Consider the following 16,537-nt stretch of genomic DNA (forward strand, 5'->3'; position numbering starts at 1 on the left):
GTCGTTACGCCGAGCACTCCACGCAGACGGCGCCTGCGGCCGTCTCGTGATCGATCTGCGACCGGTGCTTCACCAGGAAGCAGTTCGCACAGGTGAACTCATCCTCCTGCGGCGGGAGCACGACGACGTCGAGCTCCAGGTCGGACAGATCGGCGCCCGGCAGCTCGAACCCCGACGGGTTGTCGGAGTCCTCGACGTCGACAGCGCCGGAGAGCTTGTCGGGAACACGCTCCTTGAGCGCTTCAATCGACTCGCTGTCATCCTCGGTCTTGCGCGGTGCGTCGTAATCGGTGGCCATTCTCGAGCGTCTCTACTTCCAGTTCATGCGGGCGTGATCGCCCATCGGGCGGCGACAGTTTGCATCACGGGATCCCTTTTCGCAAATGCCCCCAGGACATCCGCAGGTCTGCTCCCATCGCGATGCGTGAAACTCGCGGCGCGCCCTGGGTATTCCCGGGTGTGGGGGTCGTGCTGTGACAGCATGGGCGGCACCACGGCAGATTCGGAGGGGTGTTTCGCATGGAACAGCTCAAGGTGATCGGCACCGAAGACGGCACGCTCGTCCTCGCAACCGAGACGGGCGAGCGTTTCGCCCTTCCCGTCGACGACGTGCTGCGCGCGGAACTGCGCAAGGCTCGCCGAGACCGCGACGGTGAACGCCGCGCGCCCAAGGCCAGCCCGCGCGAGATCCAGTCGCACATCCGCTCGGGCATGTCCGCCGCCGAGGTGGCGGAACTGCTGGGCGCACGGCTCGAGGACGTGCAGCGCTACGAAGGCCCGGTGCTCGCCGAGCGCGAGCACATCGTCGGCCAGGCACTGGCGGTCCCGGTGCTCGTGGGCAGTGAGCTCGAGCCCGACGCGCAGCCGACCTTTGGAGCCGCAGTGCGCGCGAAGCTCGCCGAGGCCGGTGCCGCGGGCGAGCGTTGGACGAGCTGGCGCGAGCAGACGGGCTGGATCGTCAAGCTCGAGTTCACCGCGAACGACGTCGACCACGACGCCCGCTGGACCTTCGACCCCCGACGCAGCACGCTCGCCCCGCAGAACAGCGATGCGACGCAGCTGTCACGCCAGGGCGCGCTGCCGGAGGGGCTCATCCCGAGGCTGCGTGCACTGGACCACCCGATGGGCAAGGACGACTCCCGCTTCGACAGCGGCGCGTTCGGTCCGCGACGCCCTGCCGAGCCCGAGGCAGAGTTCGAGGTGCCGGACGTGCGCACCCCGACGGCCCCGGCTGTGCAGTCCGCGGCGATCAAGCGCGCGCCCGACGCGCCGGTAACGACGTCATCCGAGACAGCCGACCTGCTCGAGGCGCTGCGCCGCCGTCGCGGTCAGCGCGAGCCGCTCCCCGGCGCGACGCAGCCCGAGCCGTCGTCGACCTCGCCGTCGCCCATCGCCCTCTTCGACAACGCCGAGCCGTCCCGCCAGGCGCCCGCACAGGAAACCGTGGACGAGCACCCCGCTTCCGGCCCGGCATCCGAGGGGACACGCCGCCGCGGCGGACGGCCGTCGATGCCGTCGTGGGACGAGATCGTCTTCGGCGCCCGCACCGAAGAGTCCTAGGCGGCGTACGCGCCCAACCGGATGAGCGGCACGATCCGCTCCTCCGCGGTGAGCGAGCCGTGCTGCCCGACCATGCGCTGCGATCCTTTGTCCGCCACCCGGTCGTCGTAGTACGCCACGCCTGCGCGCGCCGCCACGAGGACGTCGCCGATGCGCGGGAGCACCTCGGAGTCTGTCGGTCCGAACAGGCCCGCCTGCACGGCGTCATCGCGCCCCATCACCCAGGAGCGTCCGCTCTCGGCCGCCTGCCAGGCCGCCAGCACGGCGTCGGCCCGGCCGGGTTCCGCGTACAGGTGCAGCATCCGCGGCTCGCCGGCGATGACGCGCACATCGTCGACCAGTCCGTCGCCCTCCTGCAGCAGCAGGTGACGGTGCCGGGGGACGTCGACCATGCCGTGGTCCGCGGTGACGAGCACGCCGGTCCCCGATGCCGCCCGCCGCGTCAGCAGCCGGGCCGCGGCATCCACCCGTTCGAGCCCCGCGGACCACTCGTCCGACTCCCAGCCGTGACGGTGTCCGAGCGAGTCGAGCTCGGGCGCGTAGAGGTAGACCAGCGCGCCGGGGTGATCGGCGGCAAGCTCTGCCGCGCGTTCGACACGTTCGTCGAGATCGTCGGCGCCCACGAAGCGGCCGCCGCGGAGAATGGCCTCGGTGAATCCGGTCGCGGCGTACTCGGAGCGCGTCACCACGAAGCACGGCCGGCCGGCGCGGTGCTCCCGCTCGAGGAGCGGCTCGGACCGCTGCCAGGTGAGCGGGTCGAGGCCGTGGGTCTCCCACCCCTTCAGCTGATTCGGCGCCTCGTCGGTGCCGGGGATGCGCAGCCGATACCCGACGATGCCGTGGGTGCCGGGACTCCGACCGGTCAGCAGGCTCGTCAGCGCCGCGGCCGTCGTACTCGGGAACACGGTGTGCGCGATGTCGCGCTTGGCCATCGCGCCGGCAAGGTACCGGGCGTGACCTGCGCGGGCGGCGAGGTTGGCCCGGCCGAGGCCGTCGATGACGAACACGATCGCGCTCGACGCCGGCGGCAGCCAGTCGTCTGCGCCGTCCAGCGAGGCCAGCATGTGGGGCACGACACCGGTGAGGCTTCGGGCGCTCGGCGGGTCCGCGGGTAGGCTGAGAGGCATCGCGGCCAGTCTCCCACACGGGATGCGCGGCCACTTCTCCCGCCCGTCACCCGAGGACGCATCTCCGTACATGGCTGCATCGCGCAAAGACCCCGCCCCCGCCGCCGCCCTCGTCGAACGCATCGAGGATGTGGACGTCTCCACCGAGATGCAGGGCTCGTTCCTGGAGTACGCCTACTCGGTGATCTACTCCCGCGCCCTGCCCGACGCCCGCGACGGCCTGAAGCCCGTGCAGCGACGCATCCTCTACCAGATGGCCGAGATGGGCCTGCGCCCCGACCGCGGCCACGTCAAGAGCGCCCGCGTCGTCGGCGAAGTCATGGGAAAGCTGCACCCGCACGGCGACACCGCGATCTACGACGCCCTCGTCCGCCTCGCACAGCCCTTCGCGCTGCGCGTTCCGCTCGTCGACGGCCACGGCAACTTTGGCTCCCTCGACGACGGACCGGCCGCCGCCCGATACACCGAAGCCCGCCTCGCGCCGGCCGCCCTCGCCCTCACCGAGAGCCTCGACGAGGACGTCGTCGACTTCATCCCCAACTACGACGGCCAGTTCCAGCAGCCCGAGGTGCTCGCTGCGGCGTTCCCCAACCTGCTCGTCAACGGCACCACCGGCATCGCCGTCGGCATGGCCACGAACATGGCCCCCCATAACCTCATCGAGGTGGTGGGCGCCGCCGTGCATCTGCTGGACAACCCCGATGCCACGCTCGAGGAGCTCATGGAGTTCGTGCCGGGGCCGGACCTGCCCGGCGGCGGCGTCATCGTCGGGCTCGACGGGGTGAAGGATGCCTACGCCACCGGCCGCGGCACGTTCCGCACGCGGGCCAAGGTGTCGATCGAATCGCTCGGTCCCCGCCGCACCGGCCTCGTCGTCACCGAGCTGCCGTACATGGTCGGTCCGGAGCGCGTGATCGAGAAGATCAAGGACGCCGTCACCGCCAAGAAGCTCACCGGCATCGCCGACGTCGCCGACTTCACCGACCGCAATCACGGCCTGCGGCTGGTCATCGGCATCAAGACCGGCTTCGACCCGCAGGCGGTGCTGGCCCAGCTCTACCGACTCACGCCGCTGGAGGATTCCTTCGGCATCAACAACGTCGCCCTCGTCGACGGTCAGCCACAGACCCTCGGCCTGCGCGAGCTGCTGCAGGTGTACCTGCAGCACCGCATCCGCGTCGTCACCCGCCGCAGCCGCTACCGTCTGGCCCGACGCCAGGAGCGCCTCCACCTCGTGGAGGGACTGCTGATCGCGATCCTCGACATCGACGAGGTCATCCAGGTCATCCGCGCGTCCGACGACAGCGACCAGGCTCGCACCCGCCTCATGGATGTGTTCGACCTCTCGCAGGCGCAGGCCGAGTACATCCTCGAGCTGCGACTGCGCCGCCTGACGAAGTTCTCCCGCGTCGAGCTCGAAGCCGAGCGCGACCAGCTGAAGACCGAGATCGCCCACCTCGAGGAGCTGCTGGCCAGCGACGTGCTGCTGCGCGCGCAGGTCGCCCGCGAACTCGACGCCGCGGCCGAGACGTACGGCACGCCGCGTCGCACGCTGCTGCTCAACGGCGGTCCGCCCGTGTCGGCGCGCTCGCGCGCGGCCGCCCCGGCCGACCTGCAGATCGCGGATTCGCCGTGTCGGGTGTTCCTCACGGCCACCGGCCGCATGGTGCGCGCCGACCTCACCGAGGACGCCCCCAACCGAGGCATCGTTCCTCCGGCACGACGCAGCAAGCACGATGCGATCCGTTCGAGCGTGGACACCACCACGCGCGGCGATCTCGGGGCCGTCACCAGCACCGGTCGTCTCGTGCGCTTCTCCCCCGTCGACCTGCCTTCGGTCCCGGGCAACTCCGTGCAGCCGGCGGCCGGCACGCGCGCCGACCAGTATCTGGGCCTTGCCGGCGGCGAGCACGTCGTCGCACTGGTTCCGCTGACCGATCAGCCTCCGGTGGCGCTCGGCACCGCGCAGGGCATCGTCAAGCGCGTGTCTCCAAGCGAGATCGGCACGAAGCACGACGTCGAGATCATTGCGCTGAAACCCGGCGACCGCGTCGTCGGAGCCGCACCCGCGCCCGACGACGCGACCCTGGTGTTCGTCACAACCGACGCGCAACTGTTGCGCTTCGACGCGGCCGCCGTGCGTCCGCAGGGGCGGACGGCCGGCGGCATGGCCGGCATCCGTCTCGCTGACAAGCAGCAGGTGGTCTACTTCGGGGCCGTCGCCGCGGGCAGCGAAGACGAGGCCGTCGTCATCACGATCGCCGACACGTCGCAGACCCTCACCGGCACGGATGCCGGCAGCGGCAAAGTGACCGCCTTCAGCGAGTACCCCGCGAAGGGTCGCGCGACCGGCGGTGTGCGCGCGCAGCGCTTCTTGAAGGGCGAGGACACTCTCTCGCTCGCATGGGTCGGTGTCGAGCCGCGCGCGGTCGGACCCGACGGCGCCGTCCGCGCGCTTCCCGACCCCGGCGCCAAGCGAGACGCGTCAGGTCAGCCGTTGGCCGACGTCGTGGGCGCAGTGGGCACCGTCGTCGCCTAACTTCTCCCGGTTCGTTGCGAGACCCCGCGGTGCGTTGAGCGAGCGCAGCGAGACGAAACGCCCGTGCACTACCCTCCCGCGGCCCGTTGAGCGGGCGCAGCGAGACGAAACGCCCGTGCCCACCCTCCCTCGGCCCGTTGACCGAGCGCAGCGAGACGAAACGTCGACACGTGCACTACCCCTCCCGCGGTGCGTTGAGCGAGCGCAGCGAGACGAAACGACGCCCCGAACCCTGTGGAATCCGCGTCTCGCAGCCCACCGCAACCGCGTACCGTCACGACATGCCCCACGTGTACATGCTCGAATGCGCGGACGGCACGCTCTACGTCGGAAGCACGATCGACCTCGAGCGCCGCCTCGCGCAGCATGCGGCGGGCGAGGGCGCCGCCTACACGCGGCGCAGGCTTCCGGTCACCCTCCGTTGGTATGCCGAGTTCGCCCGGATCGAAGACGCCTTCCAATGGGAGAAGAGGCTCCAAGGGTGGAGCCATGCGAAGCGCCTCGCCTTCGCGGCGGGCGGACTTGATGCCGTGCGCGGCTGGAGCGCGCGGGAGCGGCGTGAGCGAAAAGGGTGACCGCGTTTCGTCTCGCTGCGCTCGCTCAACGACCGGTGGGTGCGTCCAGCCGCTTCGTCTCGCTGCGCTCGCTCAACGACCGGGGGTGGAGTGGCCGCGACACGTCACCGGTTCAGCCGCCTGCGGTAGTCCTCCAGCGACTGGACGATCGAGTCGGTGACATCTCCGGGTTCTTCCGCCGCCTCAGCTCCCCCGGACAGGCGCGAGATCAGGTTCTCCTTCGCCGCCCGGCGGTCGACGCCCTCAGGGATCACCCAGGCGAGGACATCGAAATCCCGATGCGCGTACTCCGGCACCGTCGCCCGGACGCGTCCGAGCTGCGGATCGTCGCTCTCCAGGTGCAGATGCGCGCGCAACTCGGGATCGAAGCCGGTAGCGCCGACGTAGGCCACCTCTCCCGTGCGGGTATCGACCCAGATGTAGAGCCACGACCCGGTCGGCTGAACGCCTCCCTGGCGGATAGTGAGGATGCGGGCAGGGCTGAGGGGCATGGACACACCCTATTGACGGATGCCGGCTGGGCGCGGCGCGTTTCGGCTCGCTGCGCTCGCTCAACGACCGGAGGTCGGACACGGGCGTTTCGTCTCGCTGCGCTCGCTCAACGACCGGAGGGCGGACACGGCGCGTTTCGGCTCGCTGCGCTCGCTCAACGACCGATGGTCGGACACGGCGCGTTTCGTCTCGCTGCGCTCGCTCAACGACCGATGGTCGGACACGGGCGTTTCGTCTCGCTGCGCTCGCTCAACGACCGGTGGGCGGGCATGGCCGTTGCTCGCTCAACGACCGGAACGGGTCAGGCGTCGATGCGCTCGCGGGCGAGTCGGTCGCTGGAGTCGACGATGAACTCGCGGCGCGGGGCGACGTCGCTGCCCATCAGCAGTTGGAAGACGTTGTTCGCCGCGTCGGCGTCCTGCACGCGCACGCGACGCAGCGTGCGTCCGGCCCGGTCCATCGTGGTGGTCGCGAGCTGATCGGCATCCATCTCGCCGAGGCCCTTGTACCGCTGGATCGGCTCCTGCCAGCGCTTGCCAGACTTGGTGAGCTTGGCCAGCAGCGCGTGCAGCTCGGCCTCGCTGTACGTGTAGATGGTCTCGTTCGGCTTCGACCCGGGGTTCATCACGATGACGCGGTGCAGCGGCGGCACGGCGGCGTAGACGCGGCCCTCCTCGATCAGCGGACGCATGTATCGGAAGAACAGGGTGAGCAGCAGCGTACGGATGTGAGCGCCGTCGACGTCGGCGTCGCTCATCAGGATGATCTTGCCGTAGCGCGCCGAGGCGAGGTCGAACGAGCGACCGGAGCCGGCGCCGATCACCTGGATGATCGCCGCGCACTCGGCGTTGGAGAGCATGTCGCTCACTGACGCCTTCTGCACGTTGAGGATCTTGCCGCGGATCGGCAGCAGCGCCTGGTACTCGCTGTTGCGCGCATGCTTGGCCGTGCCGAGGGCCGAATCGCCCTCGACGATGAACAGCTCCGACTGCTCCACGTCGTTCGTGCGGCAGTCGGCGAGCTTGGCCGGGAGCGACGAGGATTCCAGCGCGTTCTTGCGCCGCTGGGTCTCCTTGTGGGTGCGCGCCGAGATACGCGCCTTCATCTCCGAGACGACCTTGTCGAGCACCAGCGCGGTCTGTGCCTTGTCATCGCGCTTGCTCGACGCGAACCGGGCGGCCAGCTCGCGGGTCACGACGTTCGCGACGATCTGGCGCACCGCGGGCGTGCCCAGGATCTCCTTGGTCTGACCCTCGAACTGCGGTTCGGCGAGCCGCACCGTGAGCACAGTAGTCAGCCCGGCGAGGATGTCGTCCTTCTCCAGCTTGTCGTTGCCGACCTTGAGGCGGCGGGAGTTCTGCTCGACCTGCGCGCGCAGCACCTTCATCAGGCCCTGCTCGAAGCCCTGCTGGTGCGTGCCACCCTTGGGGGTGGCGATGATGTTCACGAAAGAGCGCGTCACCGTGTCGTAGCCCGTGCCCCACCGCAGAGCGATGTCCACGACGCACTCCCGCTCGACGTCGGTCGGGATCATCGCGCCGGTCGGCTGCAGCACGGGCACCGTCTCGGTGAACGTGCCGGTTCCGGTCAGACGCCACACGTCGGTGACGGCCGCGTCGGGTGCCAGGAACTCCGCGAACTCGGAGATGCCCCCGTCGAAGCGGTAGCTGGTCTCGACCGGCTCCTCCCCCGCGGGCACGGCGCGCTCGTCACGGATGACGATCTCGAGGCCCGGGACGAGGAACGCCGTCTGACGGGCACGCTGCACGAGCTCGTCGAGGTTGAAGGCGGCATCCTTCGTGAAGATCTGCCGGTCCGCCCAGTACCGGATGCGCGTGCCGGTGACACCCTTCGGCGCCTTGCCGGCCACGCGCAGTTCGCTGGCGTTCTGAAACGGCGAGAAGTCGGCGTCGGGAGTCGGGCCGGAGAACACCCCGGGCTCGCCCCGGTGGAACGACATCGCCCACGTCTTGCCGCCCCGATCCACCTCGACGTCGAGGCGCTCCGACAGCGCGTTGACCACCGAGGCACCGACACCGTGGAGGCCGCCCGAAGCCGCGTACGAGCCGCCGCCGAACTTGCCGCCGGCGTGCAGCTTGGTGAGCACGACCTCGACACCCGACAGGCCCGTGCGCGGCTCGATGTCGACCGGGATGCCACGCGCCCGGTCACGCACCTCGACGCTGCCGTCGGCGTACAGGATGATCTCGATGCGGTCGCCGTGGCCTCCGAGGGCCTCGTCGACGGAGTTGTCGATGATCTCCCAGAGGCAGTGCATGAGGCCACGGGAGTCGGTCGAGCCGATGTACATGCCGGGGCGCTTACGGACGGCCTCGAGGCCCTCCAGCACCTGGAGATGATGGGCGGAGTACTCGGCGGTCACAATCCTCAAGCCTATCCGCCGCCCCTGACAGCGCCCTCGCCGACACACACGCGTCGGATGACGAAGGCACCCAATGACGACCCGCATCGTACGCGCACAGCGAAATGTGCCCGGATCTCGGCATGATCCCGGCATCCGCGTGGTTGTATGAGATGAGTCTGCAACCAGTAGCGAGACATCCCGAGGAGGCACCGAGATGAGCATCACATCGACCCCGACCGACCAGACCGCCGTCCTCGACTACCGCCTGACCGCGGCGGACCGGTGCGACTCCTGCGGAGCGCAGGCGTACATCGCCGCCGAGGTCAACGGCAGTGAACTGCTGTTCTGCGCCCACCACGGTCGCAAGTACGAAGAGAAGCTGCGCGCTGTGGCGACCAGCTGGCACGACGAGACGGCCCGTCTGGCCGACGCCCTCTGACCATCGGCCGACACGGCCGCCTGCGGTGCCCCGCCTAGACTGGCGGGGCACCGCTTTCTTCGTCCAGGGAGGACAATCCATGGCCTCTGGTGGCCTCGCGCTCCAACACCGTCTCCGCGTTCTGCTGCAGCGCGCCCGCCGCATCGACGTCTCCTCGGTGACCGATCGGGCTCGCTTCACGGCGAAGGTGCACGGACGCAGCTACCCCGTGATGCTCGCGGACATGCTCTGGTCGGCGGCACGACACCGGGTCGGGTTCAACGACTACCTGGAGTTCGACTTCGCGATCCTCACGAAGGCCGAGCGCGCGACGTGGGTCACCAGCCCCCTCGCTCTGGAACTGTCCAACCGCTACGACGACCCCGCGTACGTGCACCACTTCCACCACAAGGTGGACTTCAACAAGCGGTTCGACCGCTTCCTCGGCCGGGAGTGGCTGGAACTCGTTCCCGGCAACGCCGCCGAGCTCCAGGCGTTCGCCGAGCGGCATCCCGTGCTCATCGCCAAGGTGCCCGTGAGCAAGTCAGGTCTGGGGGTCCGCCGCTTCTACGCGTCCGAGGTGACCGATTGGGAGGCATTCCACGCCGAGCGACTCGCCGCCGGCGAGGTGCTGATCGAGGAGAAGATCGAGCAGCACCCCGACATCGCCGCGACCTGCCCCGGCACGGTGAACACCACGCGCGTCACCACGTTCGTCAAGGATGACGGAACGGTCGAGATCATCAACATGGCGCAGAAGTTCGGGCGCGGCGAGGTCAGCGACCAGGGCGGTTTCGGGGGCTTCTACACGGTGCTCGACGAGAACGGCCATGCCCTCGGCAAGGGGTACGACATCCACGGCCACCTCTACGAGACGCATCCCGAGACCGGTTACCGCATCGCCGACTTCCAGCTGCCACTGATGGACGAGGTGCGGGCACTCATCACCGAGGTCGCACTCGTGATCCCCGAGGTGCGGTACGTCGGGTGGGACATCGTCGTCGGACCGGATGCTCCACTGCTCGTGGAGGGCAACTGGGGCGCGGGCGTGTTCGAGAACAAGCCGACCGCCACCGGCATCCGCCACGGTCACCTGCCGCGCTACCGCGCCGCGATGGGCTTCTGACCCGCGACACGAAGAAGGCGGTCGCGAGAGGATTCTCGCGACCGCCTTCTTCGGTCGGCGTGGTCAGGCGTTGCGGACGATCCCCAGCGGGGTGGACTGATGCCCCTGCCCCAGCGGGTTGTCGCGCAGGATCCGCACGAGACGCGCCTCAGCGGCCTTGTCCAGCGTGGACCCGAGGATGTTGCCGCCGATGTCGTTGATGTCGACCACCGCGACGTCGGCCGTGCCGCCGAGCATCTGCTTCAGGTGTGCGGCGACCTCGCGTGGGCGCTCGGGACCCAGCACGACCGCCTTGTTGTACGGCGGGATCGTGCCGCTCGTCGGTCCGTCGATCGCGCGGGCCTTGTCGCCGGCGATGCGGTAGAAGTCGCCCTTGCGGCCGAACGCCTTGGTCACCGCGGCGACAGCCGCGGCGAACAGGATGCGCGGCGTGCCGCACTCGCGCAGCGCCATCTCCATCGTCTCGGGCATGCCCAGACCGATGCCGTACGAGGTCTTGGTGACGTACTTCGACAGGAACGTCGCGAGCTTGCGCGGCTTCACCGAATCGATGGGATACGACCGGCCCTGCGTGATCGCGACGATCTTCTCCGTGACGAACAGCAGATCGCCTGGGCGCACCACGTCGGCGGCGTACTCCCGCACGAACGTGTCGAGGTCGTCTCCGGGCATCACGACGCGCGTGCGGATCGGGATGCGTTCGAAGGTGCGGCCTTCCACCGTGACGGTGAGGGCCTTGCCGTCGTTGGGCACAGCCGACATCGGAACGTCGCCCATCACTCGAGGTAGTCCCGCAGCGACTGCGAACGCGACGGATGCCGCAGCTTCGCCATCGTCTTCGACTCGATCTGACGGATGCGCTCACGCGTGACGCCGAAGGTGTCACCGATCTGGTCGAGCGTCTTCGGCTGGCCGTCGCCGAGTCCGAAGCGCATGCGGATGACGCCCGCCTCGCGCTCCGACAGCGAGTCCAGCAGCGACTCCAGCTGACGCTGCAGCATGGTGAAGCCGACCGCGTCTGCGGGCACGACCGCCTCGGTGTCCTCGATGAGGTCACCGAACTCGCTGTCGCCGTCCTCACCGAGAGGCGTGTGGAGCGAGATGGGCTCACGACCGTACTTCTGCACCTCGACGACCTTCTCGGGCGTCATGTCCAGTTCGCGGCTGAGCTCCTCGGGCGTGGGCTCACGGCCCAGGTCCTGCAGCATCTGCCGCTGCACGCGGGCGAGCTTGTTGATGACCTCGACCATGTGCACCGGGATGCGGATGGTGCGGGCCTGGTCGGCCATGGCGCGGGTGATCGCCTGACGGATCCACCAGGTGGCGTACGTGGAGAACTTGAAGCCCTTGGTGTAGTCGAACTTCTCGACCGCACGGATCAGACCCAGGTTGCCCTCCTGGATGAGGTCCAGGAACTGCATGCCGCGACCGGTGTAACGCTTGGCCAGCGAGACGACCAGGCGCAGGTTCGCGCCGAGCAGGTGGCTCTTGGCACGCTGGCCGTCGCGGGCGACCCACTGCAGGTCCAGGCCCAGCTGCGACGACTTCTCGGATGCCGACATGTGCGACAGCTTCTCTTCGGCGAACAGTCCCGCCTCGATGCGCATCGCCAGCTCGACCTCTTCGGCCGCGTTCAGCAGCGGCACCTTGCCGATCTGCTTCAGGTAGTCCTTGACGGGATCGGCCGTGGCGCCGGTAATCTGCGTCGAGTAGACGGGGACGTCGTCCTCATCGCTCGAGGAGATGACGATCGCGCCGGTCGGAAGAGGCTCGGTGAACGCCGGCTTCTTCTTCTCGTCGTCATCGTCGTCGTCGTCATCGCTCGCCGTGTCGTCGCCGACCTTGGCCTTGGTGCGCGAGGGCGTGGCCGCGGCGTCGTCGTCCGATGCATCGGCATCCAGTTCGACGTCGACCTCGACCTCGTCGAGCTCTTCCTCGTCGACCTCGTCGCCCGCGCTCTTCGCCTTCGAGGCGGTGGCCTTCTTGGCGGGCGCCTTCGCGGCGGTCTTCTTGGCGGGTGCCTTCGCCGCGGGCGCCTTCTTGGCCGCAGGCGCCTTCTTGGCCGCGGGGGCCTTCTTCGCAGGCGTGTCGGCGGCCGCGGACGTCGTCGTCTGGTCGGTCTCAGCCTCGGCGTTCGCGGACGCCGCGGTTGCGCCGGTGCGCGTTGTGGTCTTCGTGCCTGACGTCACGTTTCGCCTTTCACCGAGGAATGAACATCGGTTGGTTCTCGGACACTAGTAAGACCCTTGTCAAGTCCGCCGGGTCTCCGCGGAGGGAGCCACGATCGGTCGACAACGGGTCAGGTCCTTCATTGTCTCATACGTTCCTGACGCACCCCGACGGCGCGCACAAGAGTCGAACGCCGCCGCGCCGCCGCGCATTCCCGCTCGGACCGGACCCGGTCAGGAGCCGAAGCCGCCGCCGGCGCTCTTGTCGTCGCCGTCGCTGCGCGGCCGCGTGGCGAGGAAGCGCTCGAGTTCGGCGGCGAGCTCGTCCGCGCTGGGAAGGTCGCCGGTGTGGATGATCGGCTGCGCGAGCGTGGAGCCGGCCATGTAGGAGTCGTACCGCTCTTCCAGCCCGTGCAGCATGCGGCTGAGCTCTTCGCTCGCCGAGACCTGCTCGGTGACCTTCTCGACGAACTCCCGGTTCTCCTCCCGCAGCTCGTCGCCGTCGAACACGAGCCCGGTCGCGACGGTGAGGCTGTCGAGGGCGGTCAGCGCAGCGGCGGGGTACTCGGTGTCGGCGAGGTAATGCGGCACCAGCAGAACGAAGCCCGCCACCTGACTGCCGGACTCGGCGAAGCGGTACTCGAGGAGATGGCCGATCGTCGCCGGCACCTGGGTGTGCGGCTTCCATACCGAGTGCGCTTCGGTCAGCTCGCTCCGGGTGCCGCTGACGGTGGTACCCAACGGGCGGGTGTGCGGCACGGGCATCGGGATGGCGTGCACCCAGGTGACGGTGGACACCTCCAGCCCTTCGGCCAGACCCAGCACGGTCTCGGTGAACGCCTCCCAGCCGAAGTCGGGCTCGTATCCGGCCAGCAGCACGAACGGCTGCCCGACGGCGTCGTGGGCAAGCGAGAGCTCCAGCCGCGGCGCGCGGTAGTCGGTGAGGTGATCGCCCTGGAAGGACACGATCGGGCGGCGCGCGCGGTAGTCCAGCAGAGCGTCGTTGGAGAACGAGATGACCGGTGCCGGGTCGAGGTCGGCGCGCATGTGCTCGATCACGCCGGCGACGGCGCCGCCGGCATCGGTGAAGCCGGTGAGCGCGATGACCATCGGCAGCCCCGCGGGCACCGGCGGCGCCGAAGCGACACGCTCATAGAGAGGTCCGGGATAGGGCATGCATCAACTTTACGAGGCGTGCGACCGGGCCCGGCCGCCGCGCCTCCCGCTGACAGCGAACACGACGAACCTAGGATGGGAGGATGCCGTTCCCCGAGCTCGCGCACAGTACCCGCCCCCTGACAGAGGCCGAGGCCGACGCCCTCGTCCTCGCCCTTCCCCCGCTGGACGCCGCCGGCGACGCCCTGCAGACGTGGCCCGGCCTTGCCGACGCCCTCACCGCGTTCGGCTTCACCGGCGCCCCCGGCGCACAGCAGCGCCTCTTCCTTCCACAGATCGCTGCGGTGCCGCTCATCGTGGTCGGCACGGGGAAAGAGCCGGATGCCGCAGCCATCCGCGACGCCGTCGGTGCCGCCGTGCGCACCGCCACCGGCTTCGACACCCTCGCCGTGGCGGCTCCGCTCGCAACCGGTGACCCGTGGCGTGCCGCCGCAGAAGGCGCGGTGCTCGGCGGGTACCGTTTCGCCGGCTACAAGAGCGACGAACCCGCATCGCAACGCGCGAAGCGCGTGGTGCTGCACACCCCCACCGCGCCCGCCGAGGCCGACGTCGCCGCCGTCGCCGCGCTGGGCGAGGCGGTCGCGCTGGTGAAGGACCTCGTCAACATCCCCGCCGAGTGGCTCTCCCCCGCCGACTTCGCCGACCGCTCCATCGATGCCGTCGCCGACCTCCCCGTCACCGTGACCGTGCTCGATGAAGAGCAGCTCCGGGAGCAGGGCTTCGGCGGCATCCTGGGCGTCGGACAGGGCTCGGACCGCCCTCCGCGGTTCGTGCAGGTCGACTACGCCCCCGCGAACGCCGAGCGCCACATCGCCGTCGTCGGCAAGGGCATCACGTTCGACACCGGCGGACTGTCACTGAAGCCCGCCGCGAGCATGGTGGGCATGAAGTACGACATGTGCGGCGCGGCCGTAGCTCTCGCGGTCGTGCGCGCGGCTGCGGCCATGCAGCTGCCGGTGCGTGTCTCGGGCTGGCTGTGCCTGTCGGACAACATGCCCTCCGGCCGGGCGACGCGCCCCGGCGACGTCCTGCGGATGCTGGACGGCACCACCGTGGAGGTGCTCAACACCGACGCGGAGGGCCGGCTGGTTCTCGCCGACGGACTCGTCGCGGCCAGCCGCGCGAAGCCGGACGTCCTCGTCGACATCGCCACCCTCACGGGGGCGATCACCGTGGCCCTCGGCACGCGCCACACCGGTGTCATGGGTGAGGATGCCGCCGTGCAGGCCTTCCTCTCCGCCGCGGAGCGCGCCGGAGAGGCCGCGTGGCCGCTGCCGCTGCCGCCGCACATGCGGGAGGAACTCGACTCCCCCATCGCCGACCTGCAGAACGCCAAGATCGGCGACCCCGCCGGCGGTTCGCTGTTCGCCGGACTGTTCCTGCAGCACTTCGTCGGACGGGTCTCGGATGAGCCTGAGGCGGAGCGCATCCCGTGGGTGCACCTGGACATCGCCGGTGCGGGCTGGAACAAGGGCTCCGGGTTCGGTGCGACCGACAAGGGCCCCACCGGCACGATGGTGCGCAGCCTCCTGGAGTTCATCGCGGCGGGAGGCCGCTGATGGCCGAGCACGCGGCCGACATCGTCATCCTCGGCGGCGGCAGCGGCGGCTACGCCGCGGCGCTGCGCGCGGCAGAGCTCGGCAAGAGTGTCGTGCTCATCGAGAAGGACAAGCTGGGCGGCACGTGCCTGCATCGCGGATGCATCCCGACCAAGGCGCTGCTGCACGCCGGCGAGGTCGCCGACAGTGCGCGGCACGCCGGCGATGTCGGCGTGCGGGCGACGTTCGGCGGTGTGGATATCGATGCCGTGCGCGCCTACCGCAAGGCGATCGTGGCGAAGAAGCACTCCGGGCTGCAGGGACTCATCTCCGCACGCGGCATCACGGTCGTCCCCGGTGCCGGGCGGCTGACGGCGGATCGTGCGGTGCAGGTCGGCGAGGATCTCTACCGGGGCGCCGACGTGGTGCTCGCGACGGGGTCGTACAGCCGCACCCTGCCCGGCCTGGACATCGGCGGCCGCATCCTCACCAGCGAGCAGGCACTCGAACTCGCCGAGGTTCCCGAGCGCGTGATCGTGCTCGGCGGCGGCGTCATCGGAGTGGAATTCGCCAGCGTCTGGCGCTCGTTCGGCTCCGAGGTGACGGTGGTCGAGGCGCTCGACCACCTGGTCCCCACCGAGGATGTCGCTCTCAGCAAGGCGCTCGAGCGCGCCTTCCGCAAGCGTGGCATCACCTCCCGGCTGGGGGTGCGGTTCGCCGGCGCTTCACAGACCGACGATGCGATCACCGTCCGTCTCGAAGACGGCACGGAGCTGGTCGCCGACTACCTGCTGGTGGCCGTGGGCCGCGGTCCCGCCACCGACGGCCTCGGCTTCGAGGAGGCCGGCGTGGGCCTGGATCGCGGATTCGTCGTCGTCGACGACGACCTGCGCACGACCGCGCCGGGCGTGTGGGCCGTGGGCGACATCGTCCCGGGCCTGCAACTGGCCCATCGCGGCTTCCAGCAGGGCATCGCCGTCGCCGAGCGGATCGCCGGTCGCACCGTGCCGAGCATCCCCGACTCGCTGATCCCCCGGGTCACCTACAGCAGCCCTGAGGTGGCATCCGTCGGACTCACCGAGGCGGCGGCGCGGGCGGCGCACGGCGACGCCGTCGTGGCCTACGAATACAACCTCGCAGGCAACGCCCGCAGCGAGATCATCGGCACGGCCGGCGTCGTGAAGGTCGTGCGGCTCGCCGACGGGCCGGTGCTGGGCGTGCACCTCGCAGGAGAACGCGTCGGCGAACTCATCACCGAGGGGCAACTCGCGGTGGGCTGGGAGGCCCATCCCGAGGACATCGCGCCTTTCATCCACGCGCATCCCACGCAGAGCGAAGCGCTCGGCGAAGCCTTCCTGGCTTTGTCGGGCAAGCCGCTGCACGCACGCTGACACCCCGTCGCGTGCCCGGACAACTAAGCTGGTTCAGAATCGCCATCAGAAGGAGACAAAGC

14 protein-coding genes are annotated in these 16,537 nt (G+C 69.7%); 7 read left to right on the forward strand and 7 right to left on the reverse strand.

Annotated elements, in window-relative coordinates; translation table 11 throughout:
- Positions 1-4: 4 nt before the first annotated feature.
- Complete coding sequence (locus QNO26_RS07495) at positions 5-298, reverse strand: DUF4193 domain-containing protein (protein WP_257530894.1); 294 nt, start codon at positions 296-298, stop codon at positions 5-7.
- A gap of 221 nt (positions 299-519) precedes the next feature.
- Between QNO26_RS07495 and sepH the strand changes: the two genes are divergently transcribed.
- Positions 520-1,560, forward strand: coding sequence for a septation protein SepH (sepH, locus tag QNO26_RS07500; RefSeq protein WP_257530891.1), 1,041 nt, complete (start codon positions 520-522; stop codon positions 1,558-1,560).
- Here sepH and QNO26_RS07505 read toward each other — a convergent pair.
- Positions 1,557-2,687, reverse strand: coding sequence for an alkaline phosphatase family protein (locus QNO26_RS07505; protein WP_257530889.1), 1,131 nt, complete (start codon positions 2,685-2,687; stop codon positions 1,557-1,559). The genes sepH and QNO26_RS07505 overlap by 4 nt on opposite strands.
- A gap of 70 nt (positions 2,688-2,757) precedes the next feature.
- Between QNO26_RS07505 and QNO26_RS07510 the strand changes: the two genes are divergently transcribed.
- Both QNO26_RS07510 and QNO26_RS07515 read left to right on the forward strand, forming a co-directional pair.
- Positions 2,758-5,226, forward strand: a complete 2,469-nt coding sequence (locus tag QNO26_RS07510) for a DNA gyrase/topoisomerase IV subunit A (protein ID WP_257530887.1) — start codon at positions 2,758-2,760, stop codon at positions 5,224-5,226.
- 281 nt (positions 5,227-5,507) lie between these two features.
- On the forward strand, positions 5,508-5,801 hold the full coding sequence (locus QNO26_RS07515; RefSeq protein WP_257638378.1) for a GIY-YIG nuclease family protein: 294 nt from the start codon (positions 5,508-5,510) through the stop codon (positions 5,799-5,801).
- Positions 5,802-5,905: 104 nt separating this feature from the next.
- Here QNO26_RS07515 and QNO26_RS07520 read toward each other — a convergent pair whose 3' ends face one another.
- Both QNO26_RS07520 and QNO26_RS07525 read right to left on the reverse strand, forming a co-directional pair.
- Entirely contained in the window at positions 5,906-6,292 is a 387-nt protein-coding gene (locus QNO26_RS07520; protein ID WP_257638379.1) for a hypothetical protein, read from the reverse strand.
- A 302-nt stretch (positions 6,293-6,594) separates the two neighbouring features.
- On the reverse strand, positions 6,595-8,676 hold the full coding sequence (locus QNO26_RS07525; protein ID WP_374679371.1) for a DNA gyrase/topoisomerase IV subunit B: 2,082 nt from the start codon (positions 8,674-8,676) through the stop codon (positions 6,595-6,597).
- Between the two features lie 196 nt (positions 8,677-8,872).
- On the opposite strand from QNO26_RS07525, the gene QNO26_RS07530 reads away from it, so the two are divergent.
- Positions 8,873-9,097: a DUF7455 domain-containing protein gene (locus tag QNO26_RS07530; RefSeq protein ID WP_257530880.1), complete on the forward strand. Its 225-nt coding sequence runs from the start codon at positions 8,873-8,875 to the stop codon at positions 9,095-9,097.
- Between the two features lie 79 nt (positions 9,098-9,176).
- On the forward strand, positions 9,177-10,202 hold the full coding sequence (locus tag QNO26_RS07535; RefSeq protein ID WP_257638380.1) for a sugar-transfer associated ATP-grasp domain-containing protein: 1,026 nt from the start codon (positions 9,177-9,179) through the stop codon (positions 10,200-10,202).
- A gap of 63 nt (positions 10,203-10,265) precedes the next feature.
- On the opposite strand, the gene QNO26_RS07540 is transcribed toward QNO26_RS07535, so the two are convergent.
- The 3 genes from QNO26_RS07540 to QNO26_RS07550 form a co-directional block, all read right to left on the reverse strand.
- Entirely contained in the window at positions 10,266-10,964 is a 699-nt protein-coding gene (locus QNO26_RS07540) for a coenzyme F420-0:L-glutamate ligase (RefSeq protein ID WP_257531720.1), read from the reverse strand.
- A 14-nt stretch (positions 10,965-10,978) separates the two neighbouring features.
- Positions 10,979-12,391 carry an RNA polymerase sigma factor gene (locus tag QNO26_RS07545; RefSeq protein WP_257530876.1) on the reverse strand — a complete coding sequence of 471 codons (1,413 nt, stop codon included), beginning with the start codon at positions 12,389-12,391 and terminating at the stop codon, positions 10,979-10,981.
- A 213-nt stretch (positions 12,392-12,604) separates the two neighbouring features.
- Positions 12,605-13,546 (reverse strand): proteasome assembly chaperone family protein, encoded by a 942-nt coding sequence (locus QNO26_RS07550; RefSeq protein WP_257530874.1) that lies wholly within the window; start codon positions 13,544-13,546, stop codon positions 12,605-12,607.
- A gap of 83 nt (positions 13,547-13,629) precedes the next feature.
- Between QNO26_RS07550 and QNO26_RS07555 the strand changes: the two genes are divergently transcribed.
- Positions 13,630-15,105 carry a leucyl aminopeptidase gene (locus tag QNO26_RS07555; RefSeq protein WP_257530871.1) on the forward strand — a complete coding sequence of 492 codons (1,476 nt, stop codon included), beginning with the start codon at positions 13,630-13,632 and terminating at the stop codon, positions 15,103-15,105.
- Positions 15,105-16,475: a dihydrolipoyl dehydrogenase gene (gene lpdA / locus QNO26_RS07560; RefSeq protein ID WP_257530869.1), complete on the forward strand. Its 1,371-nt coding sequence runs from the start codon at positions 15,105-15,107 to the stop codon at positions 16,473-16,475. Before QNO26_RS07555 ends, lpdA begins: the two co-directional genes overlap by 1 nt.
- Positions 16,476-16,537 lie beyond the last annotated feature (62 nt).

The sequence above is a fragment of the Microbacterium sp. zg-Y1090 genome (assembly GCF_030246945.1).
In the GTDB taxonomy this organism is placed as follows: Bacteria; Actinomycetota; Actinomycetes; order Actinomycetales; family Microbacteriaceae; genus Microbacterium; species Microbacterium wangruii.